A 21,873-nucleotide genomic window follows, 5' to 3' on the forward strand; every position below is an offset into this window, starting at 1 on the left:
AATCACGGTCATTCCCTTCAAAAACCGGTTAAGAAATCCGATAAGTTCGTCATGAGAACTTGTACGTACCTTGTCTCATTTCTGGTTTTTCTTTTTAGTTCGCTGGTCTTAGCGTCGCCTAATTCATTTACCTATCAAGGACGTATTCTTAAAACAGATGGCACTCCGCTGGAATATGCACATGTCAGCTTTCTTTTTGAAATCACAAATCCGACTGGGTCTTGCGTGATTTACCGTGAGCAAGTAGACGATGTGAACATGGTGAATTCCAAAGGAGTTTTCGATGTGCCGATTGGTTCTGGCACAAAACTGTTCCCGGCAGCACCGACTTTTAAACTTTTAGATGCGTTTAAAAACTCCACGACACAAAACTGTTCTGGAGGTTCGACTTATACGGCGGCCACTGGCGACACCCGTCTTTTGAAAGTTCAGTTCCACGATGGCAGTGGTTGGAAAATTATTTCTCCATCGAATGAAATTCGTTCGGTTCCATTTTCTGCTTTTTCTTTATCTGCGGAAACTCTTGGAGATAAATCGGCTTCGGACTTCGTTTTAAAAACCGGAGTTCCAACTTGTGCTGCGAATGAATTTTTAAGTTGGAATGGCACCGCGATGGTCTGTGCTCCTGTCACGGGTGCGAGTGGCGGGACTGTGACAAATGTTACTTCTGCTAACGGTTACATCACAATTACAAATGGCACTTCAACTCCCCTTGTAACTCTCAATATTGGCACGACGGCCGGAACAGTGGCTGCAGGTAACGACGCCCGCTTTAGTGATGCGCGCATTCCTACGGGATCTGCTGGTGGAGATTTGTCTGGGACTTATCCGAATCCTTCTGTGGCGAAGCTTCAGAATGTTGCGGTTGCTAATGCAGCACCTACCAATGGACATTTTCTTAAGTTTGATGGAACTCAGTGGATTGGTGCTGCGATTGGCATGAGTGATGTTACTAATTTGAATTCTTCTTTGAGTAATTACCATACCGTGGCTGCGTTTAATTCTGCTGTTGGAAGTGCGAACTGTGCTGCTCATCAAACGCCGTATTGGAATTCTGTTTCAGGATCATTTCAATGTCAGTCGATCAATGTTTCTGTTGCGGGTGATGTGAGTGGAACTATTGGTGCTGTTTCTGTAAATAAGATTAAAGGCATTGATGTTGATACAACGGGATTAGCTTCTGGCCAAATTTTGAAGTACGACGGAACGAAGTGGGCTCCTACTAACGATTCAAATGCTGGTGGCACTGTTACTAATATTGCGACTGGTACTGGGTTGAGTGGTGGTCCAATTACTACGACAGGAACCATTTCACTTGCTAACACCGCAGTCACTGCGGGTTCTTATGGTTCTACAACTCAAGTTGGAACTTTCACTGTTGATGCTCAAGGGCGTTTAACTGCGGCTTCGAATTCTGCAATTGCTTTTCCTGTGACCTCTGTTGCAACTAAAACTGGTGCGGTGACTCTTGATTATGGTGACATCAATAATGCTGCTTCAAAATATCTCACTTACAAACCTAACAATGTAGCTTGTACCGATGGACAAGTTTTGAAATGGATTGCCGCCAACTCTCGTTGGGAGTGTGCGAGTGATACAGATACGAATGCCGGTGGTACAGTTACTAACGTCGCAACGGGTACTGGACTAAGCGGTGGCCCGATTACTTCCACTGGAACAATTTCATTAGCAAACACGGCTGTGACGGCAGGGTCCTATACTCGCGCAAATATTACGGTCGATGCTCAAGGTCGTTTGACAGCGGCAAGCAATGGTGCCGCCGTGAATCTTGCAACGGAAGTCACTGGCACTTTGCCAATTGCAAATGGTGGCACAGGGCAAACAACAGCGACGGCGGCATTCAACGGCCTTTCACCAAGCACAACCAAGGGTGACTTAATTGTTCACGATGGTACAAATGACATTCGTTTGCCTGTCGGTACAAATGGACAGGTGTTATCAGCAAACTCTGCACAGGCATCGGGTCTTCAATGGATCACTCCAACAAATGGAACCGTCACAAACGTCACGGGAACTGCACCGATCGTCGTTGCAACAGGATCAACAACTCCCGCGATTTCAATTAACGATGCGACAACGTCAGCAAAAGGGGCTGTGCAAGTCGGCGCTGGTATCGCAGTCACTTCTGGAACCATTAGTGCTGATCCTGCAAACTTCCCTTCTGCTGTTCCTGTGAATAAAGGTGGTACAGGAGTTACTTCCATCACTGCCAATAGATTGATTGCTTCCAACGGCACGGGCTCGGCTCTTACGACGTTTAGTTGTGGTGTCGGACAAATCGTAACGTTCGATGCCGCGGGCGTCATGGGTTGCACCAACTACTCTGCCTCAGGAGTTTTTGCCAACGGCGGAAATAGTTTTGGTGCTGACGCGACCTTGGGAACCAATGATGCTTATGCATTGAATTTTGAAACCACCAACACTCCTCGAATGACAATTTCTTCCGGAGGAAATGTTGGTATTGGCACGACATCACCAAGCTTTCCTCTGGATGTTCAAAGTTCCAGCTCTTTTCAAGCAAGGCTTTTGCATTCTTCCAACAATCAATATGACGGTTCCGCATTGATGATGACTCGCACGCGCGGAACTTTGGCATCCAACACGGCCGTTACTTCCGGTGACACGATTGGCGGAATTTATTTCCGCGCGCATGACGGTTCCGGCACAGGAACAACCAACTCCTCTGTCGAAGTGAGCGCCGGAGAAAATCATTCCGGAACCAATCGTGGTACTTACATGATTTTCGAAACGACAACCAACGGAAGCGCCTCACGTTCAGAGAAAATGCGCATTCATTCCAATGGCAACGTCGGCATCGGAACAACGACGCCAACTTATCCTCTTTCTGTCTATCGTTCTTCTGCCAGCACCACTCTCAACGTTGAAAGCGGCAGCAATGGCTCTGCGGTTCAATCTCGCTATGCGGGTCTCACAGCGGGTGGCGTTGCTCAGGTCTATGGCGCGGGCATTAATATTTCAAACGGAAATGCAGGATATGAAGTTTACGATTACACGGCCGGAGCTAGCAGGCTTTATCTCAGTCCCGTGGGTCAGCTCGGTATTGGCACAAACTCTCCCTCAGTTCGTCTGACGGTTCAAGGTGCCAGTGGCCAACAAGCTCTTATGCAAGTCAACAATAGTGACTTTGTTGCCGGGACTACGGGGTCCGGGGCTTATTTAGGAACTGTGTCTCCGTCAGGAAATGTCGGTTCATTATTTCAAGCTTTCTATAATGGCAATACTACAGCCGCACCACTCTATCTAAATCCGTACACAGGAAATGTAGGAGTCGGAGTTGGCACAGGCGCAACAATAGATAAACAGCTCACCGTAAATGGAGATGCTGCAATAGGTTTGACTAAAGCCGCAGGAACACAAGGATACGGAAACGCACTTTGGTTTCGGGGCGTTGAAAGCAGCACCGATGAAATCTGGATGGCTAAATACGTGAATGCTACCGATCAATCTTACCTACGAGTCAGCGTCGGGGATGAGGGCAGCGATTATTTTGTTGTCGGTTACACCATCGGAGGAGCTCCGGGCGGCACTTTCAATAACGCCTTCTGGGTGAAAGCCGATGGTAATGGTTGGATGGCCGGAACGCTGACTCAGGCTTCTGATGCCCGCCTGAAAAAGAACGTTCGTCCTCTTGAAAATTCTTTGGAAAAAATCCTCCGCCTGGATGGAGTTACCTATAACTGGATTGATCCGCGCAAACCAGCTTCGACACAAATGGGATTGATCGCCCAAGATGTGGAAAAAGAATTTCCTGAAGTAGTTGCTAACAACATGGATGGATACAAATCGATTGCTTATCAAAACTTGGTGGCTCCGATTATTAGCGCCATCAAAGAGCTTTATACAAAAGTCGTGGGCATTGATGCACGTGTTGAGTCTCTGGAGAAAAAGAATCAGGTTCTAGAAACACAAAACAAAGAGCTCAAAGAAGCTCTGTGCGAGATGAACCCTAAATCTAAAATCTGTGTCTCAAAATAAAACAAGACCTTTATTCATCAGCAATTAAGGGGCATTTAGCTTTACCTCTGTTGTCAAGATTCCGATAAGAAAGGCATGAGATACGGCACGTACTTGCTTCAAATTCTCATTTTATTTATTGGCGCGCTTGCGTTTGCGGCTCCGAATTCTTTCACATATCAAGGTCGCATTCTTAAAACAGACGGCACTCCCTTAGAATATGCTCATGTGAGTTTTCTTTTTGAAATCACAAATCCTGCCGGGACTTGCGTTATCTATCGCGAGCAAGTTGATGACATAAACATGCAAAACTCCAAAGGGGTTTTTGACGTCCCCATCGGCTCAGGAACCAAAATATTTCCGACAGATCCTACTTTTAAATTATTGGATGCTTTTAAAAATTCCATCACACAAAATTGTTCTGGTGGCTCAACCTACATGGCTTCTTCAGGCGACACGCGTCTGTTAAAAGTTCAGTTCCATGATGGAGTTGGTTGGAAAGTCATTTCACCTGCCAATGAAATTCGCTCAGTTCCTTTTTCTGCCTATGCTTATTCCGCAGAAATGTTGGGAGATAAAAACGCAAGTGACTTCCTTCTTAAAGCGGGACTTCCTACTTGCGCTGCGAATGAATTTTTAAGTTGGAATGGAACAGCTCTGGTTTGTGCACCCGTAAGCGGAGCTAGCGGTGGTACAGTGACGAATGTAACTTCCGCAAATAGCTACGTCACAATCACCAATAATACTTCAACCCCTCTTGTGACTTTGAATGTGGGCACGACCGCAGGCACAGTTGCTGCGGGTGATGATTCTCGTTTTACAAATGCTCGTGTTCCGACAGGTGCTGCTGGTGGAGATTTGTCTGGGACTTATCCAAATCCTTCTGTGGCTAAGCTTCAAGGTGTTACGGTTTCAAATGCAGCTCCGACTTCAGGTCATTTTTTAAAATTTGATGGCACTCAGTGGGGAAGTTCTTCCATCACAACAAGTGATATTACGAATTTAAATGCGACATTGAGTAACTACCATACGGTAGCTGCCTTTAATACGGCTGTTGTAAATGCAAACTGTGCGGCTCATCAGACTCCTTATTGGAATTCTGTTTCTGGTTCGTTTCAATGTCAGTCTATCAACGTTTCCGTTGCTGGTGACGTGAGTGGAACGATTGGTGCTGTTTCTGTTAACAAGATTAAAGGTGTTGATGTTGATACGACGGGATTAGCTACTGGCCAAGTTTTGAAATACGATGGAACGAAGTGGGCTCCTGCATCTGATAATAATGCTGGTGGTACTGTTACGAATATCGCAACGGGTACGGGCTTAACTGGTGGTCCAATCACTTCAACAGGAACTATTTCATTAGCTAACACAGCAGTGACGGCGGGTTCTTATGGTTCTACAACTCAAGTTGGAACTTTCACTGTTGATGCTCAAGGACGTTTAACTGCGGCTTCAAATTCTGCAATTGCTTTTCCCGTGACTTCAGTTGCAACTAAGACTGGTGCTGTGACACTTGATTATGGTGATATCAATAGTGCCGCTTCAAAATATTTAACTTACAAACCTAACAACGTCGCTTGTGCTGACGGTCAAGTAATCAAATGGATCGCTGCAAACTCTCGCTGGGAATGTGCGAACGACGTCGACACAAATGCGGGTGGTACAGTTACAAACGTCACAAGTGCTAATAGTTATCTAACTGTTGCCACAGGCACTACGACACCCGTTTTGACTGTGAACGTGGGAACGGTCGCTAACACTGTTGCTGCAGGTAATGACTCTCGCTTTACAGATGCTCGTACTCCAACAGGAGCTGCGGGTGGAGATTTAACTGGCACTTATCCAAATCCAACATTAGCGACCACAGCAGTAACCGCGGGTTCTTATGGTTCAACTACCCAAGTTGGAACATTCACTGTGGATAGCAAAGGTCGTTTGACGGCGGCTTCAAATGCAGCAATTGCATTTCCCGTTACTTCTGTGGCAACAAGAACTGGTGCGGTTGTTCTTGATTATGGTGACATCAATAACGGCGCTTCAAAATATTTAACTTACAAACCTAACAACGTCGCTTGTGCTGATGGCCAAGTTTTAAAATGGATTGCCGCCAACTCTCGTTGGGAATGTGCGAGTGATACAGACACGAATGCCGGTGGGACGGTTACGAACATCGCCACAGGTACAGGACTAACTGGCGGACCTATCACAGGAACCGGAACTATCTCTTTAGCTAACACTGCAGTCACAGCTGGTTCTTACACAAGAGCTAATATCACTGTCGATGCTCAAGGCCGTTTGACGGCAGCAAGCAATGGTGCTGCTGTGAATTTGGCAACGGAAGTCACTGGCACTTTACCGATTGCAAATGGTGGTACAGGACAAACCACTGCCACTGCTGCTTTCAACGGTCTTTCACCAGTTACAACCAAAGGTGACTTGATTACTCACGACGGAACGAATGCCATTCGTTTACCAGTTGGAACCAACGGACAAGTGTTATCAGCAAACTCTGCACAAGCATCAGGTCTTCAGTGGATCACTCCAACAGCAAGTGGAACTGCTGGCGGAGACCTCTCTGGAACATATCCAAATCCGACTGTTGCAAAAATCAATGGAAATGCTGTCGCTTCAACAACTCCGACAACGGGTCAGGTGATGCGCTGGAGCGGAACTCAGTATGCGCCTGTGAATTTTGGCGTAAATAACTTGTTATCTTCAACAGGCGCACAACAGTTTGCAAACTCTGCATGTACGGCTTCCCAAACTTTGACATGGTCTTCTCTTTCAGACACATTCACTTGCTCAAACATCGCCGGACTTGACGCCAGCACAATTTCAACAGGAACTATCGCGGCGGCAAGACTTCCTTCTTCGGCGACCTTCTGGACGGATGGTGGTGCTGGAAAGATTTATTATAACGGCGGCAATGTCGGCATTGGAAGCTCTTCACCATCCGCAAAACTCTCAGTGAACTCAACAGGAGCAACCCAAGGAATTCAGGTCTCCAGTCTTGGTAACTCAGGCCCCAGCTTGTTTTACAACTCTTACAGTGCCGCTCTGACAGATCCTGTTTTAACGGTCGGAAGCTATATCGGTTCAGGCTCAACGGTGCTTTTTAAAGTTGAATCAGGAATGCCTACCTCAACTCTCGGATCAGGAAGTACAAAATTTGCGGTCACGGCCTCGGGTAACGTCGGTATTGGCACAAGCTCTCCCAGCTTTCCTTTCGACGTTCAAAGCAGTGGTTCATTCCAAGCCCGTCTTTTCCATTCCTCCGACAATCAAACTGATGGCTCTGCGTTGATGATGACCCGCACTCGCGGGACCGTTTCATCAAACACTGCAGTTCTGGCCGACGACACCATTGGCGGATTTTATTTCCGTGCCCACGACGGCTCAGGAACTGGGGCGACGACTTCTGCTATCGAAGTGAGCGCCGGAGAAAATCAGTCGTCGACCAATCGTGGCTCCTACATGGTATTTGAAACAACGGCCAATGGTAACGCTTCCCGCTCTGAAAGAATGAGAATCCATACCGATGGCAGCGTCGGCATCGGAACTTCCTCACCAAGTTATATGCTAGATGTTGCAAGCACCAGCGCCAACGTCGCTCGTTTCACAGGCAACCAAGTCGTTGTTAACGCTACCTCTGGAAATCCAAACTTTTCTCTTCATGAGGGTGGCGTTCTAAAATGGTCTCTCGGTGAAATTGCAACGGACGACAGATTCAGAATCTCAAGCGATACCGCAACAGAAAGATTTACGATTCTGCAAAACGGAAACGTCGGTATCGGCTCAACGGCGCCAACGGCCAAGTTCGAACTCATCCGCAATTTCAATGGTGAAAGTAACACGACAGCGGCCTTTATCGGTGGTATAGACGCAGGCTATACAAATACGGGTGCCTACTTCGTACAAAAGGATAGTACAGGCCTTTCTTCCTCAAATACTTTTCTCTTCAACGTCGTGAAAAATGGAACAAGTCAGTTTGCTGTAACAGGAGGAGGTCGCGTCGGTATCGGCACGACAACTCCGGGCTACCCTTTACATGTTGCGGGAACCGGTTACATCAACGATGGAAGCTCTTACTTAGAGTTCTTATCTCGAAGCGACTCCGCGTTGAACGTTACCAACAACTCTTCAACCAAACGCAGTTTCTCCATTCACCATGAAAACAGCAGTGCTCTTATCGCGCAATGGTATCACTGTCCTGGCGGCACTTGTACACAGAGACTGAGCTTTGATTATGCCGGCAACATGGCTATTTCGGGGACTTTGACCCAATCCTCAGACATTCGTCTTAAAAAAGATATTCAGCCTTTAGAAAACAGTCTGAGCAAGGTTTTGGATCTGCAAGGCGTTTCCTACTATTGGAAAGATCCCCAAATTCCAGAGAAACAAATCGGTTTGATTGCCCAAGAAGTCGAGAAGAAATTTCCTGAAGCCGTCCGTACCAACAGTGAAGGATGGAAGTCGGTGGCCTATCAAAACTTAATTGCTCCGATGATCAACTCCATCAAGGAACTTTACGCTCTTGTCGTGTCCGAAAATCAAAAACAAGACCGTGAAATTGCCTCTTTAAAAGAAAACAACGCTGTTTTAAACTCAAAAGTGACCGATCTAGAAAACCAGAATAAAGCTCTCAAAGATGCTCTTTGCGAAATGAACCCTCATTCGAAAATCTGCAAATAACATCTGTTCGATATCGGTGTCTCAAACTGGCTGTTCCGTGAGATTATGTCTTATAAGAGGGCAATCTGGCCTTCGGCCTCTCTAAACTTCCGTTAAAAATCCGATAAGAGAGACATGAAATACGGAACGTACCTGGCACCATTGATAATCCTCTTCGGCCTTTTTTTGAGCCCAATGATTAAGGCTTCGCCTAGTTCTCTGACTTATCAAGGACGTATTGTAAAATCAGATGGAACCGCGTTGGAATACAATAACGTTAGCTTCCTTTTTGAAATCACCAACAACACAGGCTCTTGCGTTATTTACCGCGAACAGAAGAATGGCGTAAATATGGCCAACAGCCATGGTGTTTTTGACGTTCCTATTGGCACCGGCACAAAGTTATTTCCTTCTTCTCCGACTAAAACCCTATTGAGTGCTTTCGACAATACACTTGTTCACGATTGTGCTGATGCCGACAATAACGTTTCAGGAACTTATACGCCGTCTGTGAACCACACTCGATTGCTTCGCGTGCAGTTTCACGACGGTACAGGCTGGAAATTGATCAGCCCTGACAATGAAATTCGCACGGTCCCTTTTGCCGCCTTTGCCGAATCCGCTGAAAAACTGGGAGATAAGTCAGCTTCCGACTTTGTTTTGAAAACCGGAGTTCCAACTTGTAACTCCAATGAGTTTTTGACTTGGAATGGAAGTGCGTTGGCTTGTGCGCCCGTGACAGGTGCGAGTGGCGGGACTGTCACCAATGTCACGTCTGCGAACTCTTATGTCACAATCACGAATAATACGTCCACTCCCCTTGTGACTTTGAATGTTGGGACAGGTGCGGGAACTGTGGCGGCTGGTGATGATTCTCGTTTTACAAATCCTCGTGTTCCGACAGGTACTGCTGGTGGTGATTTATCTGGGACTTATCCGAATCCTTCTGTTGCGAAGATTCAAAATGTGGCGGTTGCAAGTGCTGCGCCAACAAATGGGAACTTTTTAAAATTTGACGGCACTCAGTGGATTGGTGCTGCGATTGGCATGAGTGATGTTACAAACTTGAATTCTTCTTTAGGCAACTATCACACTATTGCTGCATTTAATTCTGCTGTGGGAAGTGCGAACTGTGCTGCTCACCAAACTCCATATTGGAATTCGGTTTCGGGTTCGTTTCAGTGTCAGTCGATCAATGTTTCGGTTGCGGGTGATGTGAGTGGGACTATTGGTGCTGTTTCTGTTAACAAAATTAAAGGCGTTGATGTTGACACAACTGGTTTAATAAGCGGACAAGTTCTTAAATATGACGGAATGAAGTGGGCTCCTGCCGCGGATTCAAATGCTGGCGGTACTGTTACGAATATTGCAACTGGTACTGGATTGAGTGGCGGACCTATTACAACGACCGGAACTATTTCACTTGCTAACACTGCCGTGACGGCGGGTTCTTATGGTTCAACTACACAAGTTGGAACTTTCACGGTTGATGCGCAAGGACGCCTAACTGCGGCTTCGAATTCTGCGATTGCTTTCCCTGTGACTTCAGTCGCAACAAAAACTGGTGCAGTCACTTTGGATTATGGCGACATCAACAATGCCGCTTCAAAATATCTTACTTACAAACCTAATAACGTCGCTTGTACTGACGGTCAGGTTTTAAAATGGATCGCTGCGAATTCTCGTTGGGAATGTGCGAACGACACGGATACGAATGCTGGCGGCACTGTTACGAACATCGCAACGGGCACTGGATTAAGTGGCGGTCCCATTACTTCGACGGGAACTATTTCGTTAGCAAACACGGCGGTGACCGTGGGTTCTTACACTCGTGCGAATATCACAGTGGATGCTCAAGGGCGTTTGACAGCTGCAAGCAATGGTGCTGCTGTGAATCTTACAACGGAAGTCACTGGTACGCTCCCGGTCACAAATGGCGGTACCGGAGCTACATCACTCACCGCAAATCGCCTTCTTGCATCCAATGGCACAGGCTCTGCAGTTACGACATTTAATTGTGCGGTCGGACAGCTTGTAACCTTTGATGCAACTGGATTAATGATCTGCTCTACATTCACGACGGGTTCCGTCTTCATTAATGGTGGAAATTCATTTACGTCCAATGCCACTCTCGGCACGAATGATGCCTATGCTTTAAATCTAGAGACGACGAATATCACTCGAATGACAATTCACAAAGATGGTTATGTCGGTATCGGCCAATCTCCCGATACGACAGCGGCGCTTGCCGTGATGGCTCCATCGGCGGCAAAAACTCCATTGATTCTGAATACTCCGCCAAGCGGCAAATCTGAAATCGACTTTCTTCGCGATGGAACGTGGAAAGGCACAATCGGATTTTCAAACGGATCGACAGATGAATTTTATTTTTCAAACGGAGTTAACGGCCCCGTAATCTTTGATACTAACAATGACGAAAAAATGCGTATTCAGGCTGACGGCAAAGTGGGAATCGGCTCTAGTGGACCGGGTGCTCTTTTGCAAGTTGGTGGATGGGACGCCCAAGCTACTTACAACAGCATCTTTGTCGGAAGCTATCACAACACAAATGGACAAGCACAGTTTGTAGGTAACTGGAACAGTACTGGTTACTGGGGTATCGGTCCTGTGGCAAATCCTGCAGGCGGTGTCGTACGCCTTGGAAATGCAAATCCTATGGGCGACTGGCGTGCAACCCAAGATTTAGCTCTGCAAGTTCCAGGTCGCATTGGCATTGGCTCCACCGTCACAGCTCCCGAAAGAGTTCTTCATATTAAAGGAACTGGCGGAGTAGATGATGATGTCTACATTCAGTCACAACACAATGGCGCAGCCGAGGCCGCTGTCATCGTCACTCGCGCTCGTGATTCCTCTGGAACAGCGGCCGCCGTTCTTAATGGCGATAGTTTGGGATTCTTGAGCTTTAGAGGATATGATGGTTCTGCTTACGTCTCCTCTTCACAAATTCAATCTTATGCCGCTTCAGACTATGCAACTTCAAAATCGGCAACGATGATTTTCTCAACACTTGTCGCTGGATCATTGGCGGAACGTATGCGCATTCACTCTGACGGAAGCGTTGGTATAGGCATGGTTCCGACAAGAAAACTGGATGTTGCCGGCAGCATGGGTTCCACAGGAAATATTGTTAACGGCGGATTCGATTTTATTCTTGGCAGTGCTGATCAGACAACGCGCGGAAACTCCGGAGGCTCCCGTGCTCTGGTCAAAGACAGCGGCGCAACTCTTGTCATCAACTACTCGGGTGATTTCACTGGTGGTACGGCCGTTAACGGCCCCACACTTCGTCCTTATGCGGATAACGGCGCCACTCTGGGAACCGGCGCACAGCGATGGAGTGCAGTTTATTCTTCCAACGGAACAATTCAAACTTCAGACCGCCGTTTAAAATCAAACATCGCAGATCTTCATCGCGGACTTCAGTATATAGACACTCTCCGTCCCGTTTCCTTCAACTGGAAAAACGAAAAAAATCCGTCGTCGGCGAAACAGCACTGGGGTTTCATTGCCCAGGAATTAAATGACTCTGTGAATTCGGAAAATCTGGGTCTGCTTTACAAAGATGACAACAGTTATTGGGGCGTAAACTACAGCGAATTGATTGCGCCTTTGACTAAAGCCATTCAAGAACTTCATGGCATTTGCAAAGCTTCGGATTCTCAGTTGCAAGAGATCTCTCGTAAAATTGAAAATCACGATCGTCGTATTGCTTCTCTTGAAAGTGAAAACTCAGCTCTGAAGCAAAAGAACCAAGAACTCGAAAAACAAATTCAAAAACAATCTCAGGATTTAGAAGCCATCAAACGTAAACTTGGAATCAAGTAACGTCTCAAAATGAGACTTTGATTCCTCACCTCTTATGTACCCGCCAATCTAGACTTCGTTCGCTCGATTTTTCTGTCAAAATTCCGATAAGAAATGCATGAGATCTTGTACGTACTTCATCTCAATTCTACTGTTTGTTTCGTCGTGGGCGATGGCGTCGCCGTCATTATTCACTTATCAGGGCCGAATTCTTAAAGCCGATGGCCAAGCTCTCGAATTCAACAACGTCAGTTTTATTTTTGAAGTCACAAATCCCAATGGGACTTGCGTGATCTATCGCGAGCAAAAAGATGGCATTAACATGGTGAACTCCAAGGGTGTCTTCGACGTTCCCATTGGTTCAGGCACAAAACTTTTTCCAACAGATCCCTTTTATTCGTTGTTAGATGCCTTTAACAATTCAAAGACTCACGACTGTGTCGGCGGAGCTACTTACCCAGCGCAATCCGGCGACATCCGCCTTTTGAAAGTTCAATTCCACGATGGCAGCGGCTGGAAAGTTATTTCTCCGTCGAATGAAATTCGTACAGTTCCTTTTTCAGCTTACGCTCAATCCGCAGAACGTCTGGGCACAAGAACAGAAGCGGACTTCGTTTTAAAAACAGGGGTTCCAACGTGCTCCGCCAATGAATTCCTTTCGTGGAATGGCACGGCGATGATCTGTGCGCCGGTGACAGGAGCCAGCGGCGGAACCGTGACCTCAGTAACGTCAGCGAACTCTTATGTAACAATCACGAACAACACTTCCACTCCCCTTGTAACTTTGAACATTGGAACGACTGCAGGAACGGTCGCCGCGGGTAACGATTCACGTTTCAGCGACGCACGTGTTCCTACAGGAACTGCAGGTGGAGATTTATCAGGCACCTATCCGAATCCTTCCGTCGCCAAACTTCAAGGCGTAACTATTTCAAATACAGCTCCCACAAACGGACATTTTTTAAAATTCAATGGCACGCAATGGGGAAGTTCTGCCATTGCAATCAGTGACGTTACAAATCTGAGTGCCACGCTGGCAACTTACCAGACAACAGCGGCATTTAACACGGCGGTGGGAAGCGCAAACTGTGCGGCTCATCAGACTCCTTATTGGAATTCTGTTTCTGGTTCGTTTCAATGTCAGTCTGTCAACGTTTCCGTTGCTGGTGACGTGAGTGGAACGATTGGTGCTGTTTCAGTTAATAAGATTAAAGGTGTTGATGTTGATACAACGGGATTAACCTCTGGCCAAGTTTTAAAATATGATGGAACGAAGTGGGCTCCTGCTAACGATTCAAATGCGGGTGGCACTGTTACTAATATTGCGACTGGTACTGGGTTGAGTGGTGGTCCTATCACAACAACCGGTACTATCTCCTTAGCAAATACTGCAGTGACTCCTGGCTCCTATGGTTCCACAACTCAAGTTGGAACTTTCACTGTTGATGCTCAAGGGCGTTTAACTGCGGCTTCAAATGCGGCGATTGCTTTTCCTGTCACTTCTGTTGCAACTAAAACTGGTGTTGTGACTTTGGATTATGGTGATATTAACAGTGCCGCTTCTAAATATCTCACTTATAAACCTAATAACGTCGCTTGTGCTGATGGCCAGGTGATTAAGTGGATCGCTGCAAATTCTCGTTGGGAATGTGCGAATGACACCGACACAAATGCCGGTGGTACTGTTACTAATATTGCAACTGGCACCGGGTTAAGTGGTGGACCAATTACTTCGACAGGAACTATTTCATTAGCAAATACGGCTGTAACTGCGGGTTCTTACACAAGAGCTAATATCACAGTCGATGCCCAAGGTCGTTTAACGGCTGCAAGCAATGGTGCCGCTGTAAATTTAGCAACTGAAGTCACTGGCACTCTGCCAATTGCAAATGGTGGTACAGGACAGACAACTGCCACTGCAGCTTTCAACGGTCTTTCTCCAAGCACAACAAAAGGTGACTTAATTGTTCACGATGGCACGAATGATATTCGATTGCCAGTGGGAACAAACGGACAAGTGTTGTCAGCAAACTCAGCACAAGCTTCGGGTCTTCAATGGATCACTCCAACAGCAAGTGGAGACGCGGGTGGAGACCTTTCAGGAACCTATCCAAATCCGACAGTTGCGAAAATCAACGGCAATGCTGTCGCTTCTACGACTCCGACAACAGGTCAAGTGATGCGTTGGAGTGGAACTCAGTATGCCCCTGTGAATTTTGGTGTAAATAATTTGTTATCTTCAACGGGTGCCCAACAATTTGCGAACTCGGCCTGTACGGCTTCGCAAACTCTTACCTGGTCTTCCCTGTCTGACACCTTTACTTGTGCCAATATCGCAGGACTGGATGCCAGCACAATTACAACAGGAACTATTGCTGCCGCACGACTCCCTTCTTCAGCAACCTTCTGGACTGACGGAGGTGCGGGAAAAATTTATTATACTGGCGGTAACGTCGGCATTGGTCCAATGAGTCCGTCTTACAGACTGGAAGTTGGCACAAACACCGATACAAATACGAGTGTCGGTATTCGTGCCTCCTCTCTCACAACCTTAGAACTTTTAAACTCTTCGTTTGGCGGCCTCTGGATGGGAGTTAATTTTTCTGGATCCGCCGTCAACGGAATTCCTGCAAATGGCATTGGGTTCTCCGTAGGAAATAACAATTTGATTTTTGCGACGGGCAGCACTCGAACCGAGCGTATGCGTATCTCGAACGTCGGCAACGTCGGCATTAATCAAGCCAACCCGTCAGGTAAACTTCATATTTCAGATACAGGTGCGACAGACATTCGCCTTCAAGATATCACTGCGGGAACACCGGCTGCTTTACGCATACTTTCTCAAACCGGAGTGAACTATATCGAATCGGGAACGAATTTCAGCTCGGGCACTTCGGCTGACTTGCATTTCACCGACATGATGGGCACGAACAAGTGGATGACGATCAAATCAGACGGGAATGTGGGTATTGGTAATTCTTCGCCGACAAGTCCTCTTTATGTCTATAGCACATCAGCCAGTCCACCTACTATCACTGCTCGCTTTCACATGGTTCCTGCTCCAACAGCCGACGTGGCTTCAAACCTTCATGGTTCTTGGTCCACAATTATTCCCAATACAACATTCAATTTTACAGGTGCTCTTTACGGTGCTGTCGATCGCGTGGAAACAGGTACCAGCCAAAGCGGAACAATCAGCAACGCCGTAGGTTCTGCAAGTGACGTCTATAATAAAGCTGCAGGAACTATTACCGCCGCGACGGGCACACAAAACTCTGTTGTTAACTCTTCAACGGGAACGATTGGCTCTGCTAAAGCAGGAACTTTCATTGTGACAAACTCCGGAGGCGGCACCATCACGACAGGTTACGGTGTTTACATCGACAACATCGCCGCAACGACAAAGTACGGTTTGTATCAACAAGATGCCACGGCCAATAACTATTTTGCCGGCAAACTGGGCGTGGCAACAAACTCTCCACTAGCGAACCTTCACATCGGAAGTTCTGGTTCCGGAGCGACAGCTTATTCTTCTTTCCAAATGGGAAGTGATGCGACAGCGACGAATAATTTCCACTGGGTGAATGAAAATTCGAGCGGACGCGCTTTAAGACTTTACAATGGAAATCTCGGTTCGGGAGTGGCACTATTATCTATCGGCTCTTCTGGAGGAATGGTGCTGGGCGAAGGCACCGCGGGAGCAGGTCTTCTCAGCTTAAAACCTGGTTCAAACGATCACGTCTATCTACAACTTTTTGCGCGCACCTCAACACCCACAGTTCGCTCGGGATGGTTAGGATACGGAGCCGCTGCGACAAACGATCTCTCTCTCACAAATGAAATCGAAGGCGGCATTATCTACATGAATACCAAATCCGGCGGCACTCAATCCGCCAGAGTGTACTTCGCCGCCGATGGAACTGCTTACAAACCCGGTGGCGGTTCATGGGCCGCAACCTCAGACCGTCGTTTAAAATCAGACATCCGTGATTTCAATCCGGGCCTTGATGATTTATTAAAAGTTCATCCCGTGTGGTTCCGCTATAACGGTAAAGGTGGAACTGTGAAAGACGGCAAAGATTATGTCGGTGTGATCGCTCAAGAGTTGGCACCGATTGCGCCTTACATGGTGAAAACGGAAAAAGCACTGATAGAGACTGACGACAAAGAAAAAAAGGATATCTACAAAGTAGATCCTTCCGCCTTTACGTACATCATCATCAACTCTGTGAAACAGCTCGCCCAAAAAGCTTCGTCTTTCGAGGCGACTGTCAAAGCCTGGTTTCATAATCACGATGAACGCTTAAATAATTTAGAAAAACAAATGACGGCTTTACAAAGTCAGAATGAAGAACTGCGCAAACAAAACGAAGAGCTTCTGAAGTATATAAAATCTCAAAACAACAACAGAACGCCGTCTTCGTCTCAGAATGAGAATACTCAAAGAAATTCGGCTTTCAGCCGATAAGTATTAAGTCGGAGGTTGTACGTGAAAAAGCTTATTCTTCTTTCTTCACTTCTCGCATTCGCTACGGGATGTTCTATGGATGCTTCTTTAGAACAACTTGCAAAAAATCTTCCGGCTCCGATTAAATTTCAAGATCCAGCAAAAACGACGGGCCTTGTTTCCGGTTCTACGCAAACGGGCACTGCCACTGGCGGTGGAGTGACTTATCACGTGCAAAGCACGGTGGGTAACTACATGTCAGGTATTGAGCAAACAACGTCTGATAACACCTACAAGGTTTATAGCTCCGTTCAAGGTGCTATCGTTTCCAATTAAGCCTTCTTTTGCTGGACCTAGATCCTAGGTCCTCTTCCCTACTCAAGTTTCAAAATAAGACAGCCGATAAAGGTTTTGGATAAAACCATGGAAGGGTTTTCTTATGATGAAGATGTTTGTCTTTATTCTTGCATTAGGCTTTAGCTACTCAGCACGAGCGGCCGATCCTACCGTCGTCGATGTTCGTCGCAACATCACTCTTTCTGAAGACGACGCGGTCTACAAAGATTTCTACATCAATGCCGATGCCAGTGCGGGTTTAAAAAAGAATCTCGTTGTTACAGCCGTCCGCAAAATCAATATTCGTGATGCCAGTGGTGCCAGTGCCGTTGGAGAAATTTTTGTACCCGTGGGGCAGCTAAAAATTATCGCGGTTTACGACAAAGTCGCCGTTGCCCGTGAGTATGCTTTGCTTTCACGCGATGAACTTCCAATGCTAGAGCAAACCGGAATTATGACCGGAGATCGCATTGAGGTGAAGGGTTCGTTTATCGATAATTCGAAACCAAAACCGAAGAGAAAAGTGGCAGAGGAAACAGCTCCTGCTGGGACAGCGACGGCTGTTGTTGTTAGCACGACGGTTATATCTCCGACGCCTGGAACGAATCCAGCCACGGCTACTGCGGCTCCGACTTCCACAGCATCTGCGGGGAACCCTGTAGAAACTGCAAAACTCAAAGTCGATTCTGCGTTAAAAACAACCAGTCCAGCCTCCCCCGCTGCTGCTGTTGCGGCATCCTCCGCGTCCGCGGGTCCAGCCCCCACCGCAACTGCAGATTCACTTGAAAAAACGCAGGTTTCTGGTAACAACACTCTTCATGAGTGACAATTCTTATTTTCGTATTCGTTTAAGCCAGGTTCCTGGGGAACTTGAAGACATCATCACTACACACTGCTTTGAATGCGGAGCCTCTGGAGTTACAGAGGCTTTGGCTTTTACACAGCCGGATCTGACTTACGATCCTCAGCTTTTGCATGTGCGTGCCCATGAAATGGACGTGTTCTTCCCAGAAAGACCCGGCTGCGAATTCTTCGATGGTCTTTTGGAATACAACCAAGCGATCAAGTGGCACATCTACGAAGAAGAAAACAAAGACTGGCTGGAAGAGTGGAAAAAAGGTTTTAAACCTTTCAAACTTGTCGGCGATTTCTGGGTCGTTCCATCGTGGTTACAACCTCCGCCTGAATGCAAACATGCGATCTACATTGATCCGGGTATGGCTTTCGGAACCGGCACTCACGCAACAACGCAAATGATGGCGTTCTTCATTCACAAACTTGCAGAGAAATACAAAAACCAAGTCGCCGACTGGGCGATGCTCGATGTGGGTACAGGGACTGCGATCTTAGCGATGCTTGCACAAATGAGCGGCATGGGTTTGGTCACAGGAATCGAAATCGATCCTGAAGCTCGCCGTGTGGCACGTGAAAATGTAAAGCTTAACAAGCTTCCCCAAATCGATATTCCCGAAACCCAAATCGAAGACATTCGCGAACAATACGATGTTGTTGTTGCAAACATCATCGATGGAGTTTTGATTAATATTAAAAAAGATCTTTTGCGCGTTCTTAAACCGGGAGGCCACATGCTTCTCACGGGTATTCTAGAAGAGCGCGACAATCACTTCTTTGAAAAATTCATGGAGAACTCCGGCCTTACCGTGATTCGTCGTCTTGAAAAAGACGAATGGGTCGGTTACTGGGTTCAGTCATGAGACGCTATTGGATTGAGAAAAAAGACCTCTTCCAAGACCAAGTGAATTTCACGGGAGACGTCTTTCATCACATCTTCGATGTCTGCCGCCAAGAAGTGGGTTCTAAATTCGAAGTACTGACAGAAGACAGCAAAGCGTTCTTTGTCGAAGTCACTCAAGTGACAAAGAAGTCAGCCATCGCACGTATTCTTGAAGAGCGAATGATTCCACCTTTGAAAGAACCGCACGTGCATTTGGTTCTTTCCATCTCTCGCTTTCCGGTGATGGATGCCATCATGGAAAAAGCCGTGGAGTTGGGAGTTAAAAGCATTCAGCCTTTCTTTTCAGAATTCAGCTTCGTTCGTAAGGGCGAAAAGATTTCTGAGAACAAGGTCGAACGCTGGGATAAAATTGTCCGCTCCGCCACTCAACAATCTGGCCGCGGCGACTTGATGAAAATTCAAGCACCTATTTCTTTTGAGAAAATATCGGATTTAATTAACCAAAAACCCGGTTCGGTGGGTCTATTTGCTTATGAGGGTCCGTCGACTCTTAGCATCAAGGATTATGTCACCAAAGTTAAATCAGAGCACCCTCAAGGGATCAAAGACCTCTGGATCATTGTGGGCAGCGAGGGAGGCTTCTCTCACAAAGAAGTCGAAGAATTCCAAAAACTAGGCCTTCATCCAGTGACCTTGGGACCCCAGGTTTTGCGAGTTGAAACGGCTTGCATGGCCCTGGTATCAGTCCTAAAGTATGACTTTGATCTGATGTGTTGAAAGGAGAGGGAATGGATCCCTTTGAGGAATTTGAATTTAAGCCGCTCACGGACGGTCTAGGTTTCCACAAAAAGAAATCGGCGACTCCGGCCAAGGAAGAAAAGAAAGCGGACACTTTCTCCAAAAATCTTATGAAGGATCAAGGTTTGGAATTGATCGAAGAAACTTCGACAGATCCGCTTCGTCCGCCTCTTCCACGCAAAAAATCCGCACCAATTCCACCAGCTCCGGGTTCACTCACTGAAGTGGGCGGGGACGGTTCTGCAGCTGTTGATGAAATTCTTAAGACGCTTCAGAAAAACCGTCGTTTGGACTTTGAAAACTCCAAACAAAAGGTTTCTCAAACAACGACAAAAGAAGAATTCAAAAAGACAACATGGAGTTTTTCAGCCGCATTGCTTGATGGCATGTTGGTTGTTGCTGCAAGTCTTCTTTGCATGATCATTCTTTTGGTTGTGACGAAAGTAGACTTGATCGGAAACCTCACAAACCCAGACTCTCAAGGTATGATCTATCTTGCGACAGTGTCTTTGTTTGCCGGTGTGTCCTTCATCTACCTTACTTTGAATCGCATCTACATGGGCTTCACTCCTGGAGAGTGGGCTTTTGATCAAAGAATCGGAAAACCGGAAGAATTGAACAGAGCTTCTTACTCTTTAAAGGTTGTGGCTCGTTCATTCCTAGTGATTATCACAGGATTCATCGTGTTCCCGATTCTTTCGACTTTGTTCAATAAAGACCTTGCGGGCTCCATCACAGGCGCTCAGCTCTTCAAAAAGGCATAGAGTTCATGGGCCAAGTTCGCAATTTTGATAACATTGAAGCGGCTTTGGCTCCTCTTCGTTCTCAAGGTAAAAAAATTGTTTTCACAAACGGTGTTTTCGACCTGCTTCACGTAGGTCATGTTCGCTATTTGCAAGAAGCCCGAGCGTTAGGTGACGCTTTAGTAGTTGGCGTCAATGCCGACGCCAGCGTGAAGCGTTTAAAAGGCCCTACTCGTCCTGTGCAAGTGGAAGCGGATCGTGCGGAAATTTTAGCGGGATTGTGGGCCGTGGATTTCACTGTGATTTTCACTGAAGACACTCCAGCAAATCTGATTGAAAAAGTTCGTCCTGATATCTTGGTTAAAGGTGGCGACTGGAAGATTGATCAAATCGTCGGCGCTCCTTTCGTACAGTCTTACGGAGGCAAAGTGATGTCTTTGCAGTTCGTCGACGGCAGATCCACAACAAAAATCATCGAAAAAGCCCAGAAGTAATTATTCCGGGCAAATCAAAGCGCGCTCTGCCGAAGTAATAGAGTATTTCACCAACGGTTTAAAATCTTTCAGTCGTTGGCGAATGGTTGTGAAGCCTGCAGAGTTCCCGTCCGTGTTTTTTACCCAATAATCATCGACCCTGGCATTACTCCATCCGCAGAATTGTTTCAGCGCCATACCGGCAATCAAGCCGGAAGAGTGCCAGCCATTCCAACAATGGGCATACACCGGCCCGCTCAACTTTCCTTTGATACGGTCGTAAACCATTCCCAAAATTTTTTCGTTTTCTTCTGCTGCCGCATACTGCTTATAAATGAGCGTCTGATTTTGATGGGCCGTGTTTTTACACGATACACTTTTCGGAGCCTTCTCAAAATTTTCGGAATAAAGATAAATGGCTGCCCCAAAATCCTCACGACACAAGTTCGTCAATCCCACGGTAGGCAACGGATTTGTATTCGATCTTGGAGTTTCCAAGTTGGTGTTGTTTGCACCACCTCGATACATCACTCCGTGCAAAACAACACGAAAATTGCGAGTGCCATAAAGAGCTTCATCTCCATCTCCGCGATTGTCCGTGAGTTTTTCCTGGAGATTCGCGAAACCATAACGGAGTTTGAATTTCTTCACCTCTTCGTCTAAACGAAAGCCATCAATCGCAGGCTCCAGGGTGCCGCCGGACTGAGGTGATTCGGAAGAAAAAGACTCTTCAAAAAGTTTTGTGATACTTGCTTTTGCGCATCCTAAAATTTGACAGGCGACCAAAGACGTAAGAATTAATTTTTTGAAAGAAGATTGTTTCATTTCCTCATATTGAATGACTTCTAGAGCTCAACACAAGCTAGCAAGACCATTAAAATGTGAATG

Annotated in this window: 11 protein-coding genes; 10 read left to right on the forward strand and 1 reads right to left on the reverse strand. The window is 46.6% G+C overall.

Features of this window, described 5'->3' with window-relative positions; genetic code table 11:
- Positions 1-51 precede the first annotated feature (51 nt).
- From ACLSSO_RS15515 to rfaE2, 10 genes are all read left to right on the forward strand, one after another.
- Positions 52-4,017 carry a tail fiber domain-containing protein gene (locus tag ACLSSO_RS15515; protein WP_413943349.1) on the forward strand — a complete coding sequence of 1,322 codons (3,966 nt, stop codon included), beginning with the start codon at positions 52-54 and terminating at the stop codon, positions 4,015-4,017.
- Positions 4,018-4,092: 75 nt separating this feature from the next.
- Positions 4,093-8,688 carry a tail fiber domain-containing protein gene (locus ACLSSO_RS15520; protein WP_413943350.1) on the forward strand — a complete coding sequence of 1,532 codons (4,596 nt, stop codon included), beginning with the start codon at positions 4,093-4,095 and terminating at the stop codon, positions 8,686-8,688.
- 174 nt (positions 8,689-8,862) lie between these two features.
- On the forward strand, positions 8,863-12,513 hold the full coding sequence (locus tag ACLSSO_RS15525) for a tail fiber domain-containing protein (RefSeq protein ID WP_413943351.1): 3,651 nt from the start codon (positions 8,863-8,865) through the stop codon (positions 12,511-12,513).
- A gap of 97 nt (positions 12,514-12,610) precedes the next feature.
- Positions 12,611-16,960, forward strand: a complete 4,350-nt coding sequence (locus tag ACLSSO_RS15530; protein WP_413943352.1) for a tail fiber domain-containing protein — start codon at positions 12,611-12,613, stop codon at positions 16,958-16,960.
- 21 nt (positions 16,961-16,981) lie between these two features.
- Positions 16,982-17,275 (forward strand): hypothetical protein, encoded by a 294-nt coding sequence (locus ACLSSO_RS15535; protein ID WP_295904664.1) that lies wholly within the window; start codon positions 16,982-16,984, stop codon positions 17,273-17,275.
- A gap of 103 nt (positions 17,276-17,378) precedes the next feature.
- The gene (locus ACLSSO_RS15540) at positions 17,379-18,101 is read left to right on the forward strand and encodes a hypothetical protein (protein ID WP_413943353.1); all 723 of its coding nucleotides are present in this window, start codon (positions 17,379-17,381) and stop codon (positions 18,099-18,101) included.
- Entirely contained in the window at positions 18,094-18,990 is an 897-nt protein-coding gene (locus ACLSSO_RS15545) for a 50S ribosomal protein L11 methyltransferase (protein WP_295904669.1), read from the forward strand. Before ACLSSO_RS15540 ends, ACLSSO_RS15545 begins: the two co-directional genes overlap by 8 nt.
- The gene (locus ACLSSO_RS15550) at positions 18,987-19,748 is read left to right on the forward strand and encodes an RsmE family RNA methyltransferase (RefSeq protein WP_413943354.1); all 762 of its coding nucleotides are present in this window, start codon (positions 18,987-18,989) and stop codon (positions 19,746-19,748) included. The genes ACLSSO_RS15545 and ACLSSO_RS15550 overlap by 4 nt, the downstream gene beginning before the upstream one ends.
- 11 nt (positions 19,749-19,759) lie before the next feature.
- The gene (locus tag ACLSSO_RS15555) at positions 19,760-20,533 is read left to right on the forward strand and encodes an RDD family protein (protein WP_295904674.1); all 774 of its coding nucleotides are present in this window, start codon (positions 19,760-19,762) and stop codon (positions 20,531-20,533) included.
- Positions 20,534-20,538: 5 nt separating this feature from the next.
- Positions 20,539-21,006, forward strand: a complete 468-nt coding sequence (gene rfaE2 / locus ACLSSO_RS15560; protein WP_295904677.1) for a D-glycero-beta-D-manno-heptose 1-phosphate adenylyltransferase — start codon at positions 20,539-20,541, stop codon at positions 21,004-21,006.
- Here the strand turns inward: rfaE2 and ACLSSO_RS15565 are convergent, their stop codons facing one another.
- Positions 21,007-21,810: a hypothetical protein gene (locus tag ACLSSO_RS15565; protein ID WP_295904680.1), complete on the reverse strand. Its 804-nt coding sequence runs from the start codon at positions 21,808-21,810 to the stop codon at positions 21,007-21,009.
- Positions 21,811-21,873 lie beyond the last annotated feature (63 nt).

Origin of the sequence: Bdellovibrio sp. HCB-162, assembly GCF_047344985.1 — a bacterium.
Classification (GTDB): domain Bacteria; phylum Bdellovibrionota; class Bdellovibrionia; order Bdellovibrionales; family Bdellovibrionaceae; genus Bdellovibrio.

Coding starts and splice junctions, on each gene's coding strand:
- ACLSSO_RS15555 (WP_295904674.1), top strand. CDS start 19,760: ATGGATCCCTTTGAGGAATTTGAATTTAAGCCGCTCACGGACGGTCTA.
- ACLSSO_RS15565 (WP_295904680.1), bottom strand. CDS start 21,810: ATGAAACAATCTTCTTTCAAAAAATTAATTCTTACGTCTTTGGTCGCC.
- ACLSSO_RS15540 (WP_413943353.1), top strand. CDS start 17,379: ATGATGAAGATGTTTGTCTTTATTCTTGCATTAGGCTTTAGCTACTCA.
- ACLSSO_RS15515 (WP_413943349.1), top strand. CDS start 52: ATGAGAACTTGTACGTACCTTGTCTCATTTCTGGTTTTTCTTTTTAGT.
- rfaE2 (WP_295904677.1), top strand. CDS start 20,539: ATGGGCCAAGTTCGCAATTTTGATAACATTGAAGCGGCTTTGGCTCCT.
- ACLSSO_RS15530 (WP_413943352.1), top strand. CDS start 12,611: ATGAGATCTTGTACGTACTTCATCTCAATTCTACTGTTTGTTTCGTCG.
- ACLSSO_RS15525 (WP_413943351.1), top strand. CDS start 8,863: ATGATTAAGGCTTCGCCTAGTTCTCTGACTTATCAAGGACGTATTGTA.
- ACLSSO_RS15520 (WP_413943350.1), top strand. CDS start 4,093: ATGAGATACGGCACGTACTTGCTTCAAATTCTCATTTTATTTATTGGC.
- ACLSSO_RS15550 (WP_413943354.1), top strand. CDS start 18,987: ATGAGACGCTATTGGATTGAGAAAAAAGACCTCTTCCAAGACCAAGTG.
- ACLSSO_RS15545 (WP_295904669.1), top strand. CDS start 18,094: ATGAGTGACAATTCTTATTTTCGTATTCGTTTAAGCCAGGTTCCTGGG.